Annotated in this window: 10 protein-coding genes; 2 read left to right on the top strand and 8 right to left on the bottom strand. The window is 35.7% G+C overall.

Translation table 11 applies throughout. From position 1 onward, the window contains the following. Nucleotides 1-58: 58 nt before the first annotated feature. Together HW347_RS16845 and HW347_RS16850 are read right to left on the bottom strand one after the other, a co-directional pair. Complete coding sequence (locus tag HW347_RS16845) at nucleotides 59-988, bottom strand: 2-hydroxyacid dehydrogenase (protein WP_214612918.1); 930 nt, start codon at nucleotides 986-988, stop codon at nucleotides 59-61. 2 nt (nucleotides 989-990) lie between these two features. Next, nucleotides 991-1,500 carry a DUF6155 family protein gene (locus tag HW347_RS16850; RefSeq protein ID WP_214612919.1) on the bottom strand — a complete coding sequence of 170 codons (510 nt, stop codon included), beginning with the start codon at nucleotides 1,498-1,500 and terminating at the stop codon, nucleotides 991-993. A gap of 170 nt (nucleotides 1,501-1,670) precedes the next feature. Here HW347_RS16850 and HW347_RS16855 point away from each other — a divergent pair, with 170 nt between their 5' ends. Together HW347_RS16855 and HW347_RS16860 are read left to right on the top strand one after the other, a co-directional pair. After that, complete coding sequence (locus tag HW347_RS16855) at nucleotides 1,671-2,534, top strand: sigma-70 family RNA polymerase sigma factor (protein ID WP_214612920.1); 864 nt, start codon at nucleotides 1,671-1,673, stop codon at nucleotides 2,532-2,534. Between the two features lie 863 nt (nucleotides 2,535-3,397). Beyond that, nucleotides 3,398-4,696 (top strand): PI-PLC domain-containing protein, encoded by a 1,299-nt coding sequence (locus tag HW347_RS16860; RefSeq protein WP_214612921.1) that lies wholly within the window; start codon nucleotides 3,398-3,400, stop codon nucleotides 4,694-4,696. Between the two features lie 9 nt (nucleotides 4,697-4,705). Here HW347_RS16860 and HW347_RS16865 read toward each other — a convergent pair whose 3' ends face one another. Genes HW347_RS16865 through HW347_RS16890 form a run of 6 tightly spaced genes read right to left on the bottom strand, consistent with a single transcriptional unit; the run spans nucleotide 4,706 to nucleotide 13,890 of the window. Beyond that, a complete protein-coding gene (locus HW347_RS16865; RefSeq protein ID WP_214612922.1) occupies nucleotides 4,706-6,031 on the bottom strand; it encodes a YaiO family outer membrane beta-barrel protein in 1,326 nt (441 codons plus the stop codon). After that, the gene (locus tag HW347_RS16870) at nucleotides 6,028-8,415 is read right to left on the bottom strand and encodes an LTA synthase family protein (RefSeq protein ID WP_214612923.1); all 2,388 of its coding nucleotides are present in this window, start codon (nucleotides 8,413-8,415) and stop codon (nucleotides 6,028-6,030) included. Before HW347_RS16870 ends, HW347_RS16865 begins: the two co-directional genes overlap by 4 nt. A gap of 8 nt (nucleotides 8,416-8,423) precedes the next feature. Continuing rightward, nucleotides 8,424-9,854, bottom strand: a complete 1,431-nt coding sequence (locus tag HW347_RS16875; protein WP_214612924.1) for a glycosyltransferase family 2 protein — start codon at nucleotides 9,852-9,854, stop codon at nucleotides 8,424-8,426. Then, the gene (locus HW347_RS16880) at nucleotides 9,847-12,771 is read right to left on the bottom strand and encodes a HEAT repeat domain-containing protein (protein WP_214612925.1); all 2,925 of its coding nucleotides are present in this window, start codon (nucleotides 12,769-12,771) and stop codon (nucleotides 9,847-9,849) included. Before HW347_RS16880 ends, HW347_RS16875 begins: the two co-directional genes overlap by 8 nt. A 1-nt stretch (nucleotide 12,772) precedes the next feature. Then, nucleotides 12,773-13,144, bottom strand: coding sequence for a response regulator (locus HW347_RS16885; protein WP_155596535.1), 372 nt, complete (start codon nucleotides 13,142-13,144; stop codon nucleotides 12,773-12,775). An 11-nt stretch (nucleotides 13,145-13,155) separates the two neighbouring features. Further along, complete coding sequence (locus HW347_RS16890) at nucleotides 13,156-13,890, bottom strand: Hpt domain-containing protein (RefSeq protein WP_214612926.1); 735 nt, start codon at nucleotides 13,888-13,890, stop codon at nucleotides 13,156-13,158. Nucleotides 13,891-13,942: the final 52 nt, after the last annotated feature.

The following is a 13,942-nucleotide window of genomic DNA, read 5'->3' on the forward strand; positions in this document are numbered from 1 at the left end:
CACTCTACCCTTAAAATATAGCTGTATTCAAGTAATTATTAAGATAAAAATTGAGGTATTAATATCCTTTATCCATCACCACCTCATTTAGTAATGGACTACCCTTCTGTAGCCTATCATAATTTTCTAAAATCTGTGGGACTACAGAACTCGTATCAGAAACACTAGCGTAATGAGGCGTCATCTGAATTTTCTCATGGTTCCAAAACGGATGTTCCATTGGAAGAGGTTCTTGATGATAAACGTCTAACCCTGCTCCGGATAGATGGTCGTTATTCAACATTTCTAATAAATCCTCATCTACCAAATGACCACCACGAGCCACATTTATTACAAATGCTCCTTTTGGAAGTTGCTTAAAAAGTTCTTTATTTAAAATTCCAGTAGTAGCATTGGTCAATGGTAAAAGGCAAACCAAGATTTGAGTGGTTTCAAGAAAACCAGAAAAGCCAGATTCACCTGCAAAACAACTAACGCCATGAATATCCTTCTTAGAATTTGCCCAACCCTGAACTTTAAAGCCGTATTTCACCAAATCTGTTGCCAATTCTTTACCTAGAGCTCCCAAGCCCATTATACCGACAGTAAAGTCTGAAATACGATTGTATTGCATAGGTTTCCAAATACCTTTTGTTTGGTTAATCCTGTATCTATCCAGATTTTTAAGGTGACTAAATATAACGGCAAGCACATGCTCGCTCATGTCTTTGGCCAACATATCATCTACCACACGGGTTATTGGCAAGTTTTCAGGAACTGTATCATCCTCAAAAATAAAATCTACCCCTGCCCCACTAGACGCTATAAGCTTTAGATTAGGATAATCTGCCAATGAGCCGTTTGGATGCTTCCAGACTAGGGCCATTTCTATTTTATCTTTAGGGTGATTTTCTAAATAGCTGTAAACTTCTAAACCGGGTTGTTGTGCTAAAAGAGCTTCTTTCCAAAGATCAATTTTACCATCCTGTCTTATAATTACTAACGCCATATTTAGTCTATGATATCTAAGGCTCGAGAAAATCCCTCGCCAAATTGCCAATTCTGCTCTTCAGTTATAGTATAAATTTTTACTATGCGCTTTTTATAATCTGCTAAAAGTCCATTTATAGAAATAAACTGAACAGCCTCAGTAAATGAATTCATCATGCTTTTATAAAAGGCATCGGGTATATTACGATTTTTCTCAAACACCTGAGCAATTTCCAAATTATATAACATAACATCTGCAATAAGGTGTGGATCCACCCCTAGTTTTATAAAATGCTTTATAAACTTTTGAGCTACAGAACGCCTAGCTTTTGGTCTTCTGCGTCTAACAGGGAAGTATTCATTACTTATTTTAGTCTTTGCTTCCTGAACAAGCTTGTCTTCCTTTGGATTAAAGATGAAATTATAATACTCTTTTACCTCAGGAAAACGGTCATAAAGGTCTAGAAGCTGTTCTTCTATAGCATCCTTATCAATCTCGTTGAGATACTTTTTCAGCTTTCGCTTGCTCATTTTTCATGATTTAATTTCAAAAATAATGTAACTATTAGAAACTCCTCAATTTTGTAGGTAAATTCTTAATTTTATAATAAATAGTGTATAAGAATACTCACAAGTCTTTGGAAAATTGGTTATAAAAATGTATACTGTACTCTTGTAGCAATCCTAAACATACTAGATATATGAGGCAACTAAAGATTATCAAGCAGGTTACGAATCGTGAATCAAAATCATTGGACAAGTACTTGCAAGATATCAGTAAAATTGATCTGATCAATGCATCTGAGGAAGTAGAACTCGCACAAAAGATCCGAAAAGGAGACCAAGCAGCTCTAGAGAAATTAACTACAGCCAACCTACGTTTTGTAGTATCCGTGGCCAAACAATATCAGAATCAAGGTTTAAAGTTACCCGATTTAATAAATGAAGGGAATCTTGGACTTGTTAAAGCGGCGAAACGCTTTGATGAAACTCGTGGTTTCAAATTTATATCATATGCTGTATGGTGGATTCGCCAATCTATTCTTCAGGCTCTTGCCGAACAATCTCGTGTTGTACGTCTACCTTTAAACAAAATTGGTTCTATAAATAAGATTAAAAAGACTTTTTCTTATTTAGAACAGGCTCATGAGAGACCACCTTCTGCCGAGGAAATAGCCAAAGAGCTAGAGATGACGGTTAGTGAGGTGAAGCAATCCATGAAAAATTCCGGAAGGCACGTATCTATGGATGCTCCCCTTCGTGAAGGAGAAGATTCAAATCTTTATGATGTACTTCGTAGTGGAGAGTCTCCTAGACCCGATAAACTTCTAATGCAGCAGTCCCTTAATACGGAGATTAACCGTGCATTAGAGACTTTGTCTCCAAGAGAGGCCGATGTAGTTAAATTATATTATGGCATTGGTGATCAACAATCTATGACTTTAGCTGAAATAGGCCAGACTTTTGATCTTACCAGAGAAAGGGTTAGACAAATTCGTGAGAAGGCCATTAGAAAATTGCGCCACAACTCAAGAAGCAAATTGTTGAAGACGTATTTAGGATAGTCTTTTTTTACAACATAATTATATATAAAAAAGCCCTGACGTTTTATCGTCAGGGCTTTTTTTGAACAACTAATATTCACTAAATAACTAAGAAAAATTCAATTTACTAATTTGTTCGCTGTTTAGAATTTCATTCAAATTTTCAATGAAATTTAAATAAGCTGCGTTGTCTGGGTTTTGTTTTGACATAGTTGTAGGTTTTAAAGGTTGATGGATTTGGGATCCTGATTTACATATAATCTAACTCTACCAATTCATTTAAACTTAAAATTTCATTTAAGTCTTGAAGGAATGATAGGTATTCTTCTCCGTAAGTATCGTAAAGCATAATAGTATAGGTTAAATTGTTATTTTGATTCGGTGTCTCAAGTATTATGATGTAAACTTATTAATTAAGGCAGCCTTCAACAACAAAATGTGGTGTAACGAATAAAACATGTTGTAAAACCTGTTAATCATGTATAAATCTAATTTTGAGAAGCAAATCATGTGTGTAATTCATCGTAAAAATTGAACATTTCATCTATTACGTGCTGTTTTCCAACTATTTGTCGTTTTCCGAAGCCAATGTTTACAGGTGACACAAGCTATATAAGCAATTATGATACCGATCTGTGCTACTTTGTTCCACCTGTTTCTATATTTTTTCTCTACTTGAAATTAAAAGGAAGTGAATTTCGAAAAATAATAGATTTATCATCTTCTATATCATCTATTTAAGACCAAAAAGATTTGATTTTTCCTCCTCCATTTTAATAACAATAAGGATACCTTTCAAAACGTTATTACATTGTATTTATGATAGAATTCAGTCTTCTTAATAGATAAACAAGGGATCTTCAAATTACATTCAGACTTATATAATGAAAAACAAAGCGAAAATAGCCACCTTGGCCTTTATGTGTGCCAACCTCTGTATTGGAGCATCTGACATTAATTTGATTGAAACTGAGTTTACTCCTATTACCTCAGCAATTGCTATCAATGAAAAAACTGTAACGCTCAGCAGTCATGGTTTTCTTGCCCAGCAGAAAAGTAGTTTCACTATTTCTGGTCAGACTGAGCATATTGAACGAGGACTAACAGTCATTCATTTTAATTCTGATGAAACCTTTGAGTATAAAACCTATGACACCTATTCCAGTCCTGAGGCAGTAGATAAACTTCTACTTATACTAAAGCAGTTACAAGTAAACAAGGCCACTTTTGCTATTCTAGCCCATGATTCTGCTGTAAACGGTGCTTTAAATTCATCTGCAGAGTTATCAGAAATGGGATTCATAAAACTTGGTACACTAAAAAGTCGGGAAGCCTATGTCATGTATAACTTTAGTGGTGTAATTACGGAAAAGGTTAACGATCGTTCTGTAATAATTTCAGAAGACGTTCCTGATCTATCAAAGGATGACAAAATCTATTTTCCGCGTATCACTTATGAATTTGAACCTAACAACAACCGCTATATTGCCCATGCGGGCGGGGAGATAAACGGAGTTAAGTCTACTAACAGTAAGAATGCCCTAGATGAAAATTATAAAAAGGGATTCCGCCTTTTTGAACTTGATATTATTGAAACTTTGGATAAAAAGCTGGTGGCAGCACATGATTGGGATATGTGGGCACGCTTTACAGATTATACGGGGGCATTGCCTCCCTCCCATTCAGAATTCATGAAACATAAAATTTATGGAGATTATACTACTCTAGATTTAAAAGGAATAAATGCGTGGTTCAAGGCGCATCCGGATGCTACCTTGGTTACCGATAAAGTGAACGACCCTGTTGCTTTTGCTAATCAATTTATAGATAAAAGCCGATTACTAATGGAACTCTTTAGCCCAATGGCGGTTGAAGAAGCTTCTCAACATGGTATTAACGCCATGATTTCCCAAGGACCATTAATGAAAATAAAAGGGGACAAAATACAATGGTTAGCAATTAACAATGTGAAACACGTAGCCCTCTCCCGCAGGATATTATCCGCACAGAATAAGTTGATGTTGCAATTAAGAGATGAAGGAATTAAAGTCTATGTCTACAATGTGAACTTTGACCCTGGTAAAGATGAAAAGTATGTACAAGAGAATGAAATTGGACTTGTATATGGCATGTATGCCGATAAATGGGTGTTTGATACTAAAGTAAAAAAAGACAGCAAGTAAACGGTGCATTTAGAATTTCACTTCATAGGTGACACCTGCTGAAACTCCATAAAAGAATTTACCTGATGCGAATGCTAATTCTTGTCTTGTAGCTCCCACATTTGCCCTATAAATATTCGGGCTCTTTTTTCCGGTGAACTGATACTCCAAACTTACCCTTTGCGACTCTACATACAACAAGGTCTCCGCCAACAGTTCATCTCCAGAAGTCAACTGTCGTAACTCAGGCGAAAAGCCCATACCCACATTCAATCCCAAATAGTTCTCCGCATCTTTCAAGTATTTGCGTACAAGAAAATTACCTGAAAATTTGGTTAGATTATCTGACAATGGTGTAATGTATGAACGAAGTGAAAAATAATAGTTACCTCTATAGTGCCCTAAGGAGTTGGAGATAACAGAAACGTTTTTAGTTTCATAGCTGATGTAACGACCTCCTGCTGAAAATTCAAACGCACCTGGTAAATTCACATAAAGATCACCACCCATTTTATGCTCCGGATAAATTGATGAGCTAGAATAGCCATAATTCAAATAAGCATAAAAGCGCTTTGAAAACTTTGGATAAAAATCTAGATCATACTGTACACCATTTGCACCTGATCGATTACTATAGTTTATTCTAGGAATAATACTACCCGCCAACGTTTGTCTTTTAAACGAAATACTGGAGTAGTAGATAGGATCATACCTCTGATCAAAGACCGTTGCAGCATTTCTTACTGAAATTTTATTATTGAATACTTCTTCCCCTAGTGGAGTTTTTGCAGCAAGTTTATCAATAGCCTCTGGTTTTAAGGTTTCTGATTTTTTTTCATTGCTAACCAAAAGAGCTTCTTCTTTAGAAACTACCGAATCGTCTTGATTAAACCATCCTGATTCTGGGTATTCAGCATTGGCTACGCCTTCTTCGGCAATCGCTTTTAGCCTTTCTACCTCATCATCACTTTTAAGATGCACCAAAGCTTTATTGGCCAGACCAATTGCGGTAGCATTGTTATCAGCATAAAGTTCATTCTTTATAGAAGCTATCCAGACACTTCTATCCGTCTTGTCTGAAGAAATTAAGATATTAAATTCATCTCTAGCTTTGTCATACTCTTCACTCCAGCTGTAGGTACTCGCTAACAAAGAGCGAGCGTCATGGTCTTTAGAGTCTGGCTTTATTAATTGTGTCAACATTACGTTAGCAGACCTAAAATCACCATCATAAGCCAAATTACGAGCCTCCTCAAAACTTACAGCACTAATTTCTTTATATGCCGTATCTTGACTCCGGGCGAAAAGGCCTACGAAAATACATAGCACGAACAGAGATGTAGCTTTAAGACTCATTCTGATTCAAACGAATTAATAGCAGTCTCCGTATCAGATTTTTTAATTTTCTCTAAAAAAGCAGTAATTCTTTTATTTCGCGCCTGATTACGTGCGCGTTCTATTTTATCTTCTATTTCATGAGCGCTAGCACTATTCTCCTGTACCGTTTCAATTAATTCTAAAGCTTCTTTTGAGCGTTCTGACCAGAAATAAACATCAAACAAAGCAGAATACGAATCAATATAATTTGGATTCATTTTAATACAATCGTTCAATATTTTGATAGATGTATCATAATTGCCTTGCCAAACATTAACCCTACCCATTAGTATCTTAGTATCTATGTGGCTGGGAACATCAGATAAGATGTATTTACATAGTAATAAAGCTTTATCAAATTTTTTATCGAATGCGAGGTCTCTTGCTATGAAATACCCCTTATCTGAATCCCGCCCATTATAAACGCTGTTGAGCCAAATGGTTTCACTATCAGTAAATTGTTCTTCTTTTACCGTAAAGACAGCCAAGTCATCTGGAATTATCTTATTGTTATTCGTCACATAAGCGTTCATAGCTTTGAAGGATTGCATCTTGCTTTCACTTTTAGAACCTCCAAAAGTAGAACCTAAATCCATATTCTCATCCAACGAATAAACAGAACCATCAGAGTACAGATTCTCCCCGTCAACAAATTCTTTTAATTCGTTCTTATTACGCATTAGAGGTATGTTCTTAATTGAACGATACTCTTCGCTCATATCTAACGCGCTACCCATCCATGCGACTTCTTTAGGTGTTTTAAGTTCGTATCTAGACTCAAGAAGAGCCAATAACGTTGGAGTTACATCAAAATGAGAATTGACCGCACTCATTTTCTTAGTTGTCTTCAAAAGCGGACTATACATAATTAACGGTACATGAAACCTACTTATATTATTCCGCTGTGGTATTGGTATTAATCTGTGGTCACCTGTAATAACAAAAATCGTGTTGTCATAATTAGGTTGCTTTTTATATTCTTCTAAAACATATTTTAAAGCATTATCCGTATAAAGTAGCGTAGCAAAAACATTCTCGTTCTTTTCTATTACTCTTTCTACCTTTCCTTCATAATCGCCCTGAGCTAGTATCTTGGCTACTTTGGCTTCGTAGAAATCTTGTTTGGGCGGAAGAAACGGTTCATGAGTACTAATAGTCATATAAACCTCCATACGTGGCTGTTCTGCTGCCCTAGGTAAACTCATACTCTTTTTAAAAAGTTCTTTATCTGGGTAGCCCCATGAAGTACCTGCGGCATCTTCTTCCTGCATCTGATACTTATTTCCGAATCCCGACTTATCTAGAACAAAATCTAAGTTTTCGCTCTGTAAAAATCGATCTACATTATCAAAAGAACTATTAGTTCCTTGATAAAATGAAGTATGGTAGCCGTTGTTCTTTAAAATACTGAACAAGGTGAGTTTGTTTGGGTATTTCTCAAGCTCCATAAATCCGCTTTTACCGAAAGGCAACGAACCCAATAGAGAAGGTAGTACACCAAAAGTTCTTCCAGTGTTACTCAAGCAGTTCTCCCAATACAAAGACTTGGTAGTAAGAGAATCCAAAAATGGAGTAAAACCGCCATATTCTGCTCCTTCACCAACGAAGTCTCTTCCCAGGCCTTCAACCATTATGAAAACGATATTGGGTTTCTCTTCTTTAAGTTCAAAATAATCACCTAAAACGTTCTCTATCGGTTTTGACTTAATTAGCGGATACTCTACATCTGAGTTATACGAGGTATCTTCCGTAGAAGTACCATAAAGATTGAGTGCTAGATATTGTGTTTTATTATGGTTAATAGGTTTACCTTCTATAAAAAGCGTAGCCATAAACATGCTAAATAGAATAATGGTAAATGGATACATTTTACTAATGTGATGGTAATGCTTTGACGTCACCTTATAAAACCCGTAAAACATACCAACTATAGACACAAGCGCTACTGGAAGCATCCAAGATATTCCTCCAGAATTTGCGATGGTCATCTGAATATCATTGAAGCTATATCCCAATAAATCTGACCCCAAAGGAACTAAGGCCGTACAGAAATAGCTTATAAGCATTGCCTCGATGATTAAAAGAACAAGAAGTAATGCAAAGATTAAATTGAAACCATAACGTGGACGTAAATTCTCCCAAAAATTGAATGGAAACGCCAGTATAACCCCTATCAAAGAAGTGAAGCCTATTTGATGCACTACGGCTATAAGAAAACTGGCTCCAAATATAACATCTACTACACCTTTGAAGTATAGGGTGGTATATTGATAAATAGTAAGCACCAAAAGACTACCGAAGAAAGAAATCATCAATCTCGTATAGTGCTTTAAAGAGTATCTATCTATTGTACTTGTATTCATTTATAATTTTAAGCGGCTTTTGCAAAGCCTTTACGTACCTGAGATCCCCAGCCCGATTTAATCCTGAACAATTTCTTGTAATTACCCCTAACAGCAGACCATACTACGATTGGATGAAAAAATATAGGCTCTATAATGGCACAGAGCATTAAGGTTAAAATATCTTTTGTTTTCTTATACTCGTTATAACTGTACACATCCCAAAGAATGGCATAAAACGAAAACATAACGGAAAATATATATACCATTGCCGTTATGGCGATAAAGAAATCCCAATTTAGAATCCCTAAATAGACGAAGAGTATTATGGTAAAAAAACCAAAGAACTCCATAAGCGGTGCAAGCCATTCATAAAAAAACCAATACGGGTAGCTTAATAACCCTAAGCGACCATATTTGGAATTAAAGAACATGTCTTTATGCTTGAATAAGGTTTCTAAGTTACCTCTCGCCCACCGATCTCTTTGGTTGACCAGTATTTTTAAATCTTCTGGTACTTCTGTCCAACAGAGGGGGTCTGGTATGTATTCTATGGTATAGGGTTCTTTTCGGTCATGCATGTACCTACGCATCTTAAAAACAATCTCCATGTCCTCTCCAACGGTACCTGTATCATAACCACCTACGGCTAATGCAATCTCACGGTCAAAAAAACCAAATGCACCGGATATGATTAGAAGACTATCTATACTACCCCAAGCCATTCTTCCTAAAATAAAAGAGCGGGTATATTCTAATAATTGAAACCTTGCCAGCCAATTGGTCGGTAAACGTATTTCTTCTAGCTGGCCACCTTCTATTACACAAGAGTTGGCCACACGTATAACGCCGCCAACAGCAATCACCCTTTTTTCTGAACGTTGATAAAATGATTTCACTACATGTAACAAAGCATCAGGAAGCAAAAGACAATCTACATCTATACAACCTACATAACGATTGGTAGAAAGTGCCATGCCTGTATTTAAGGCATCGGACTTTCCTCCATTTTCTTTGTCGATGACAGTTAGCTTAGAAAAAGCTCTGTGAGGTGATTTGTAAATACCGCGAATAGGTTTATTCTTCCAATTCGGGTCAATTTTTTGGTCTATTTGAACAAGGTCGTACGCATCTATCATCTTCTGAAGCGTATCATCCTTACTACCATCATTAACCACCATAACCTCGTAGTTCACATACCGAAGCGACATAAGCGACCGTATGTTCTCAACAATGGTCATACCCTCATTATAAGCTGGTGCAATAATGGTAATGCTAGGCGCTAAAGGAGATGCCATAACCTTTGAAAGGTTACCAAAACTATTCTTTTTTCTATAGTGTATAGAGTTTCTAGTAGACAGGAAACCCATTATGGTAAATAAGGTAAATAGAGTTACAGTAAACATCAAGAACATGATGTTTATGTAATCTAAGATTATATTAAAGAGAGTACTATCCATTAAACTTACCAATCAGCTTTTTTGGGAAATCTATGATATTGGTTAAAAATGAATTATCGTTAGAGGATATTTCATTAGCCTCAACTTGAATATCCAATACTTTTTTATCGTACTTTTTATCAAGCACCTCGGTGTCTTCCAATACAAAATCAAAATCTAAAGTATCTGAGGCTCTTGGTACAAAAGCTGTTTTCTTGGTTTTGAAGTACTCTTTCTTGGACTTAGTTTCTATAAAAGGTTCTAGTATAGAAAGGTCAATAGGTAGTTCTCCCACTGGTCTTGGTATGAGGTCCTTCTCAAATTCGGTTTTTCTCGAAACTTTTTCTACTAGCAGTTTTAAAACTTCTTGCGCCTTAGCCCTAATTTCTAAATTAGAATCTCCCAAAAGTCCATCCAAAAAAGTAATTTCCTTTTCATCTCCAACTGAAACAATCTCATCTAGAAGCAACAGCTTAGATTCCGTATCCACATTCTTGAATAAATCTGCAAATACATTAAATGTCGGCATCTCCAACTCGCGTTCTACTGGTGTTTTACTACTAGTTTGTTTTATTGTTTTCTGTGTATAAGAAAACTGCTCTATAAGACTTGAAATACGGTCTTTTATAAAACTCTGGTTTTCTTCTGCCAAAAGCTCTTGTAATAACGGTATCTCTCTATGATCACCCATTTCTTCCAAATCATCAAGAAGCCCCATCATGTACGCTTCATGTTCATTGTAATAAATGGGTTCTGGTATTAAATCTGCAAAGGGTTTAATGGGCTTTATAGGCTCTACCTTATCGTTTTCTAATTCATTTTCTCGAAGTTCATTTTCTGCCATTAGCCAAGATATTACATCTTGAGAATCATTGACCACAGGCCCTACTTGATTAGTATTACTGGGCTCTTCTGAAATTTCTTCTTTTTCCTCTTTTACTTCTGGAATTGAGTTTTTTGTATCTTCAAACTGAACCTCAAAATCAGATAATGTATAGCCATCTATACTATTTGTATTTTTAGTCTCTACTTCTTCAGGCGTTGTGTCAACAACATGTTGCTCATCTACAACCTCGTTATCCATAACGATTGGCAAAAAATTAAGCTCATTAATTTCATTAATGAGTCCCTGTAAATCTTCATTTTCATCCAAAGTACTAGATTCAGGTAATTCATTCTCTACTTTCTGCTCCTCTACTACAATTGGTAGAAAATCGATTTTAGAAACGTCAAAATCTGGTTTATCTATTGTAGCATCGGATTGAATAATAGAATTAATTTCATCGAATTCAACTTCAATCTTTTTAATATCGCGGCTGGTGTTTTCTGAATCTGCCATGGGTTTATATTTTGGTATAGTATGGTTAGTTGTGTGTGTGTTATCATTTGTTACAAGGGGTAAAAAATCGAACCTTAGTGAAGGTTCTGAAAATATTTCCGCTTCTGGACTCCTTATTTTCGTTGAAATACCAGAGACCACAACAGGGTCAACAACAATTATCTCGGTTACTTGTAAAGCTTCGATTTGTTCTGGTTCGCAATCTTCTTTTTCTTCAACTGTTTTATTTTCAGTAATCTCAGGTACTTCAGTATTCACGATTATCTGCTCTGTAGCTTCTTCCTCTGATTGCTCTATGCTCGTATTAAAATGAACATCATTAGGTAGCTCTTCTGGGGCGCTATCAACAGATATTGATTCCTCTACCGTATCTTCTTCTTTAAAATCCTTAACAATAGCAGGAACACCTGTTTTTTCTTCAATCTCTTTTGCTGCTGCAGAAACTTGAGGTAATTCAATTTCTATATTTTCAGTAGTATCAAGTTTTATTTGTCCTTCTTTGATTTCAGCTACATACTCTTTTGAAACCTCAATACCTTCAGATGGCATAACACTTTCTGGATCAATAGTATTTATAGCTAACAAAGCCTTACTAGAAACTAAAAAATCGCTTTCTCCTTTTTCGATTTCATTTAGAAAACCAAGATCATCATGACTACCTATTTCTGCAATGGCCCCTAAGACAGCAATCTTACTATAGGTGTTAGATTTTTTAAAAATTGATTTAAGCGTAGGTATAGCCTCAGCCACATAAAACTCTTTAATACAGCTAATTGCCTCTTGTTTAATTTGATTGTCTTTATGCTTTAGCAGCTCAATAAGAGAGGCATTAGCATCGTTTTGGTTATAATATTTTATAAGCCTCAAGGAGAAAAGAACCACATGCTTATTCTTTGAAGTAAGCCACATTCTAAACCTAGGCGGTTCAAAACCGTCTTGGTTACGGATAACGTCTAACAACTTTAACTGCTGCCATTCAGATATTTTATAGCGTGTAGTGTCAAGAAAATAGTTAATTCCTTCTGGTTTTAGTGTAACCGTGGCAATTTCTGCCTGTTTCCTTATAGTGCCTGTTTTGTGATTAATGAATTTAGTAATAAAACTATAGGCTGATACAACCTGCATTTGTGTAAGTTCCAAAATACCTTTTGAGACAACTTCCCAATGCCAGCTTTTAAGTTTTTCAAAAGCATCTTTTTCAAGTCCTAAATCTTGATACAGAGCAAAGAGTCGCGTTTGTGTATCTCCAGAAACATCTTTTCTCAGGTCCAAAAGTACTTCTACTAGTATTTTTCTATTGAAATCGTTTTTAAGTAATTCACGTATTTCAATTTTAAGGGAGATGTAATTAGATTTTTCGTCTTTATTAGCATCCTCTTCATAAAACAAAAACTCACTAATCATTGGTGAAAGTTCCTTTTTACTTTGCCTTGTAAGTCGCGCGGTTCCAGATATTCTATTTCTAAAAAAGAAAACAGAGAGAAAATAGATTACAGCTAGGACAATAAAAAATATAGATAAAGCCCACAGAACATCTGTGTTTATCTTAGGTGCCGTTATAAAAGCCACCCCGTTGTATGTGCCGTAGGTATCTAACAAATTAGTTTTTGTTCAGTTCGCGGGCAACGCGCACCAAAAGTTCTGACGGACTTACTGGTTTTGATATAAAGTCGTTAGCGCCCAATTCAAATGCATTCAATACGTTTTCTTCATTTCCCGCAGAGGATATAATAATAATGGGTATTTGAGAATTCAATTCCTTGCGGACGTATGCAATGAGCTCCATACCTGAGAAGTAAGGCATCATAATATCGCTCACTATTATATCCGGCATAGTACCAGCTAGATATTCTTTTACTTCTTTTCCGTTGGCACGGTGGCTAACATCATAGCCTCCTTTTTTTAATCGAAAGTTTAGTAGAGATGCAAGCAACTCATCATCTTCCGCCAACAATAATCTCTTTTTGGTCATTGTTGGGGATTTTAGTTGTTGGTCAACTCCACATAAGCACTATCTAATGATTTTTTTACTTTTGGAAATTCTTCATTAAAGCACTTGCAAAGAAACTCTAGATGCTTTGGGTCCTGGTCTATTTTGCATCCTTTTTGAATTTGGACAACAATATCATGTAAACCATCTGTTCGCATCATGGCCAGTCCTGCTTTTATTTTATGTGCAGCGAAATCTAACTGTTCAAAATCCTCACTTTGAAGGTGAATTTTGGCAGCTCCCATGAATTCAAGGGCATTCCCTATGAAAAGGGTAATTAACTCACGCAAAAGGCCCATTTCGCCCATGCATTCCTCTAGAATTATACTTAAGTCTATTTGAGTATCGCTATTTTGCTTATCGTTGGTCTTTCCTTTAAAAATTAAAAAGTCTTTTTCGTCCATAGCAGCATCAATTTCAAGGTCTTTTAAAACATTACCATAAGATTTATGGTGTTCTACAATAGCTTCGTATGTCTGCAAATCTATTTCTGGATAAGCAGTTTCAAACTCATTAGTTCTGGCTATCGATTTTTTTTCTTGACTATCATTACTAGAATCATTATTGCTCTCCCTAGATAGGAAGACCATTTCTAATAGATTCTTTTTGAAATGTTGAAAAGATATTTTAAGATGGAAAGCTTCGTCTGTAGTTAATTTTTCAGATGAAAAATTATTAAGATGTGATTCTAAATCCGATAATTGGAAAAGTAGGTTTTTCGTTTTCAATTTGGGTAGTTTAGGTTAATAAGAATGGGACTGATATATTGTTATTTTTTCA

Source organism: Zobellia barbeyronii (genome assembly GCF_018603515.1).
Lineage (GTDB): Bacteria > Bacteroidota > Bacteroidia > Flavobacteriales > Flavobacteriaceae > Zobellia > Zobellia barbeyronii.

Bases quoted from the DNA above. Each gene is read 5' to 3' on its own strand.
- HW347_RS16845 (WP_214612918.1), bottom strand. From the start codon at position 988: ATGGCGTTAGTAATTATAAGACAGGATGGTAAAATTGATCTTTGGAAA.
- HW347_RS16850 (WP_214612919.1), bottom strand. From the start codon at position 1,500: ATGAGCAAGCGAAAGCTGAAAAAGTATCTCAACGAGATTGATAAGGAT.
- HW347_RS16870 (WP_214612923.1), bottom strand. From the start codon at position 8,415: ATGAATACAAGTACAATAGATAGATACTCTTTAAAGCACTATACGAGA.
- HW347_RS16875 (WP_214612924.1), bottom strand. From the start codon at position 9,854: ATGGATAGTACTCTCTTTAATATAATCTTAGATTACATAAACATCATG.
- HW347_RS16855 (WP_214612920.1), top strand. From the start codon at position 1,671: ATGAGGCAACTAAAGATTATCAAGCAGGTTACGAATCGTGAATCAAAA.
- HW347_RS16860 (WP_214612921.1), top strand. From the start codon at position 3,398: ATGAAAAACAAAGCGAAAATAGCCACCTTGGCCTTTATGTGTGCCAAC.
- HW347_RS16865 (WP_214612922.1), bottom strand. From the start codon at position 6,031: ATGAGTCTTAAAGCTACATCTCTGTTCGTGCTATGTATTTTCGTAGGC.
- HW347_RS16885 (WP_155596535.1), bottom strand. From the start codon at position 13,144: ATGACCAAAAAGAGATTATTGTTGGCGGAAGATGATGAGTTGCTTGCA.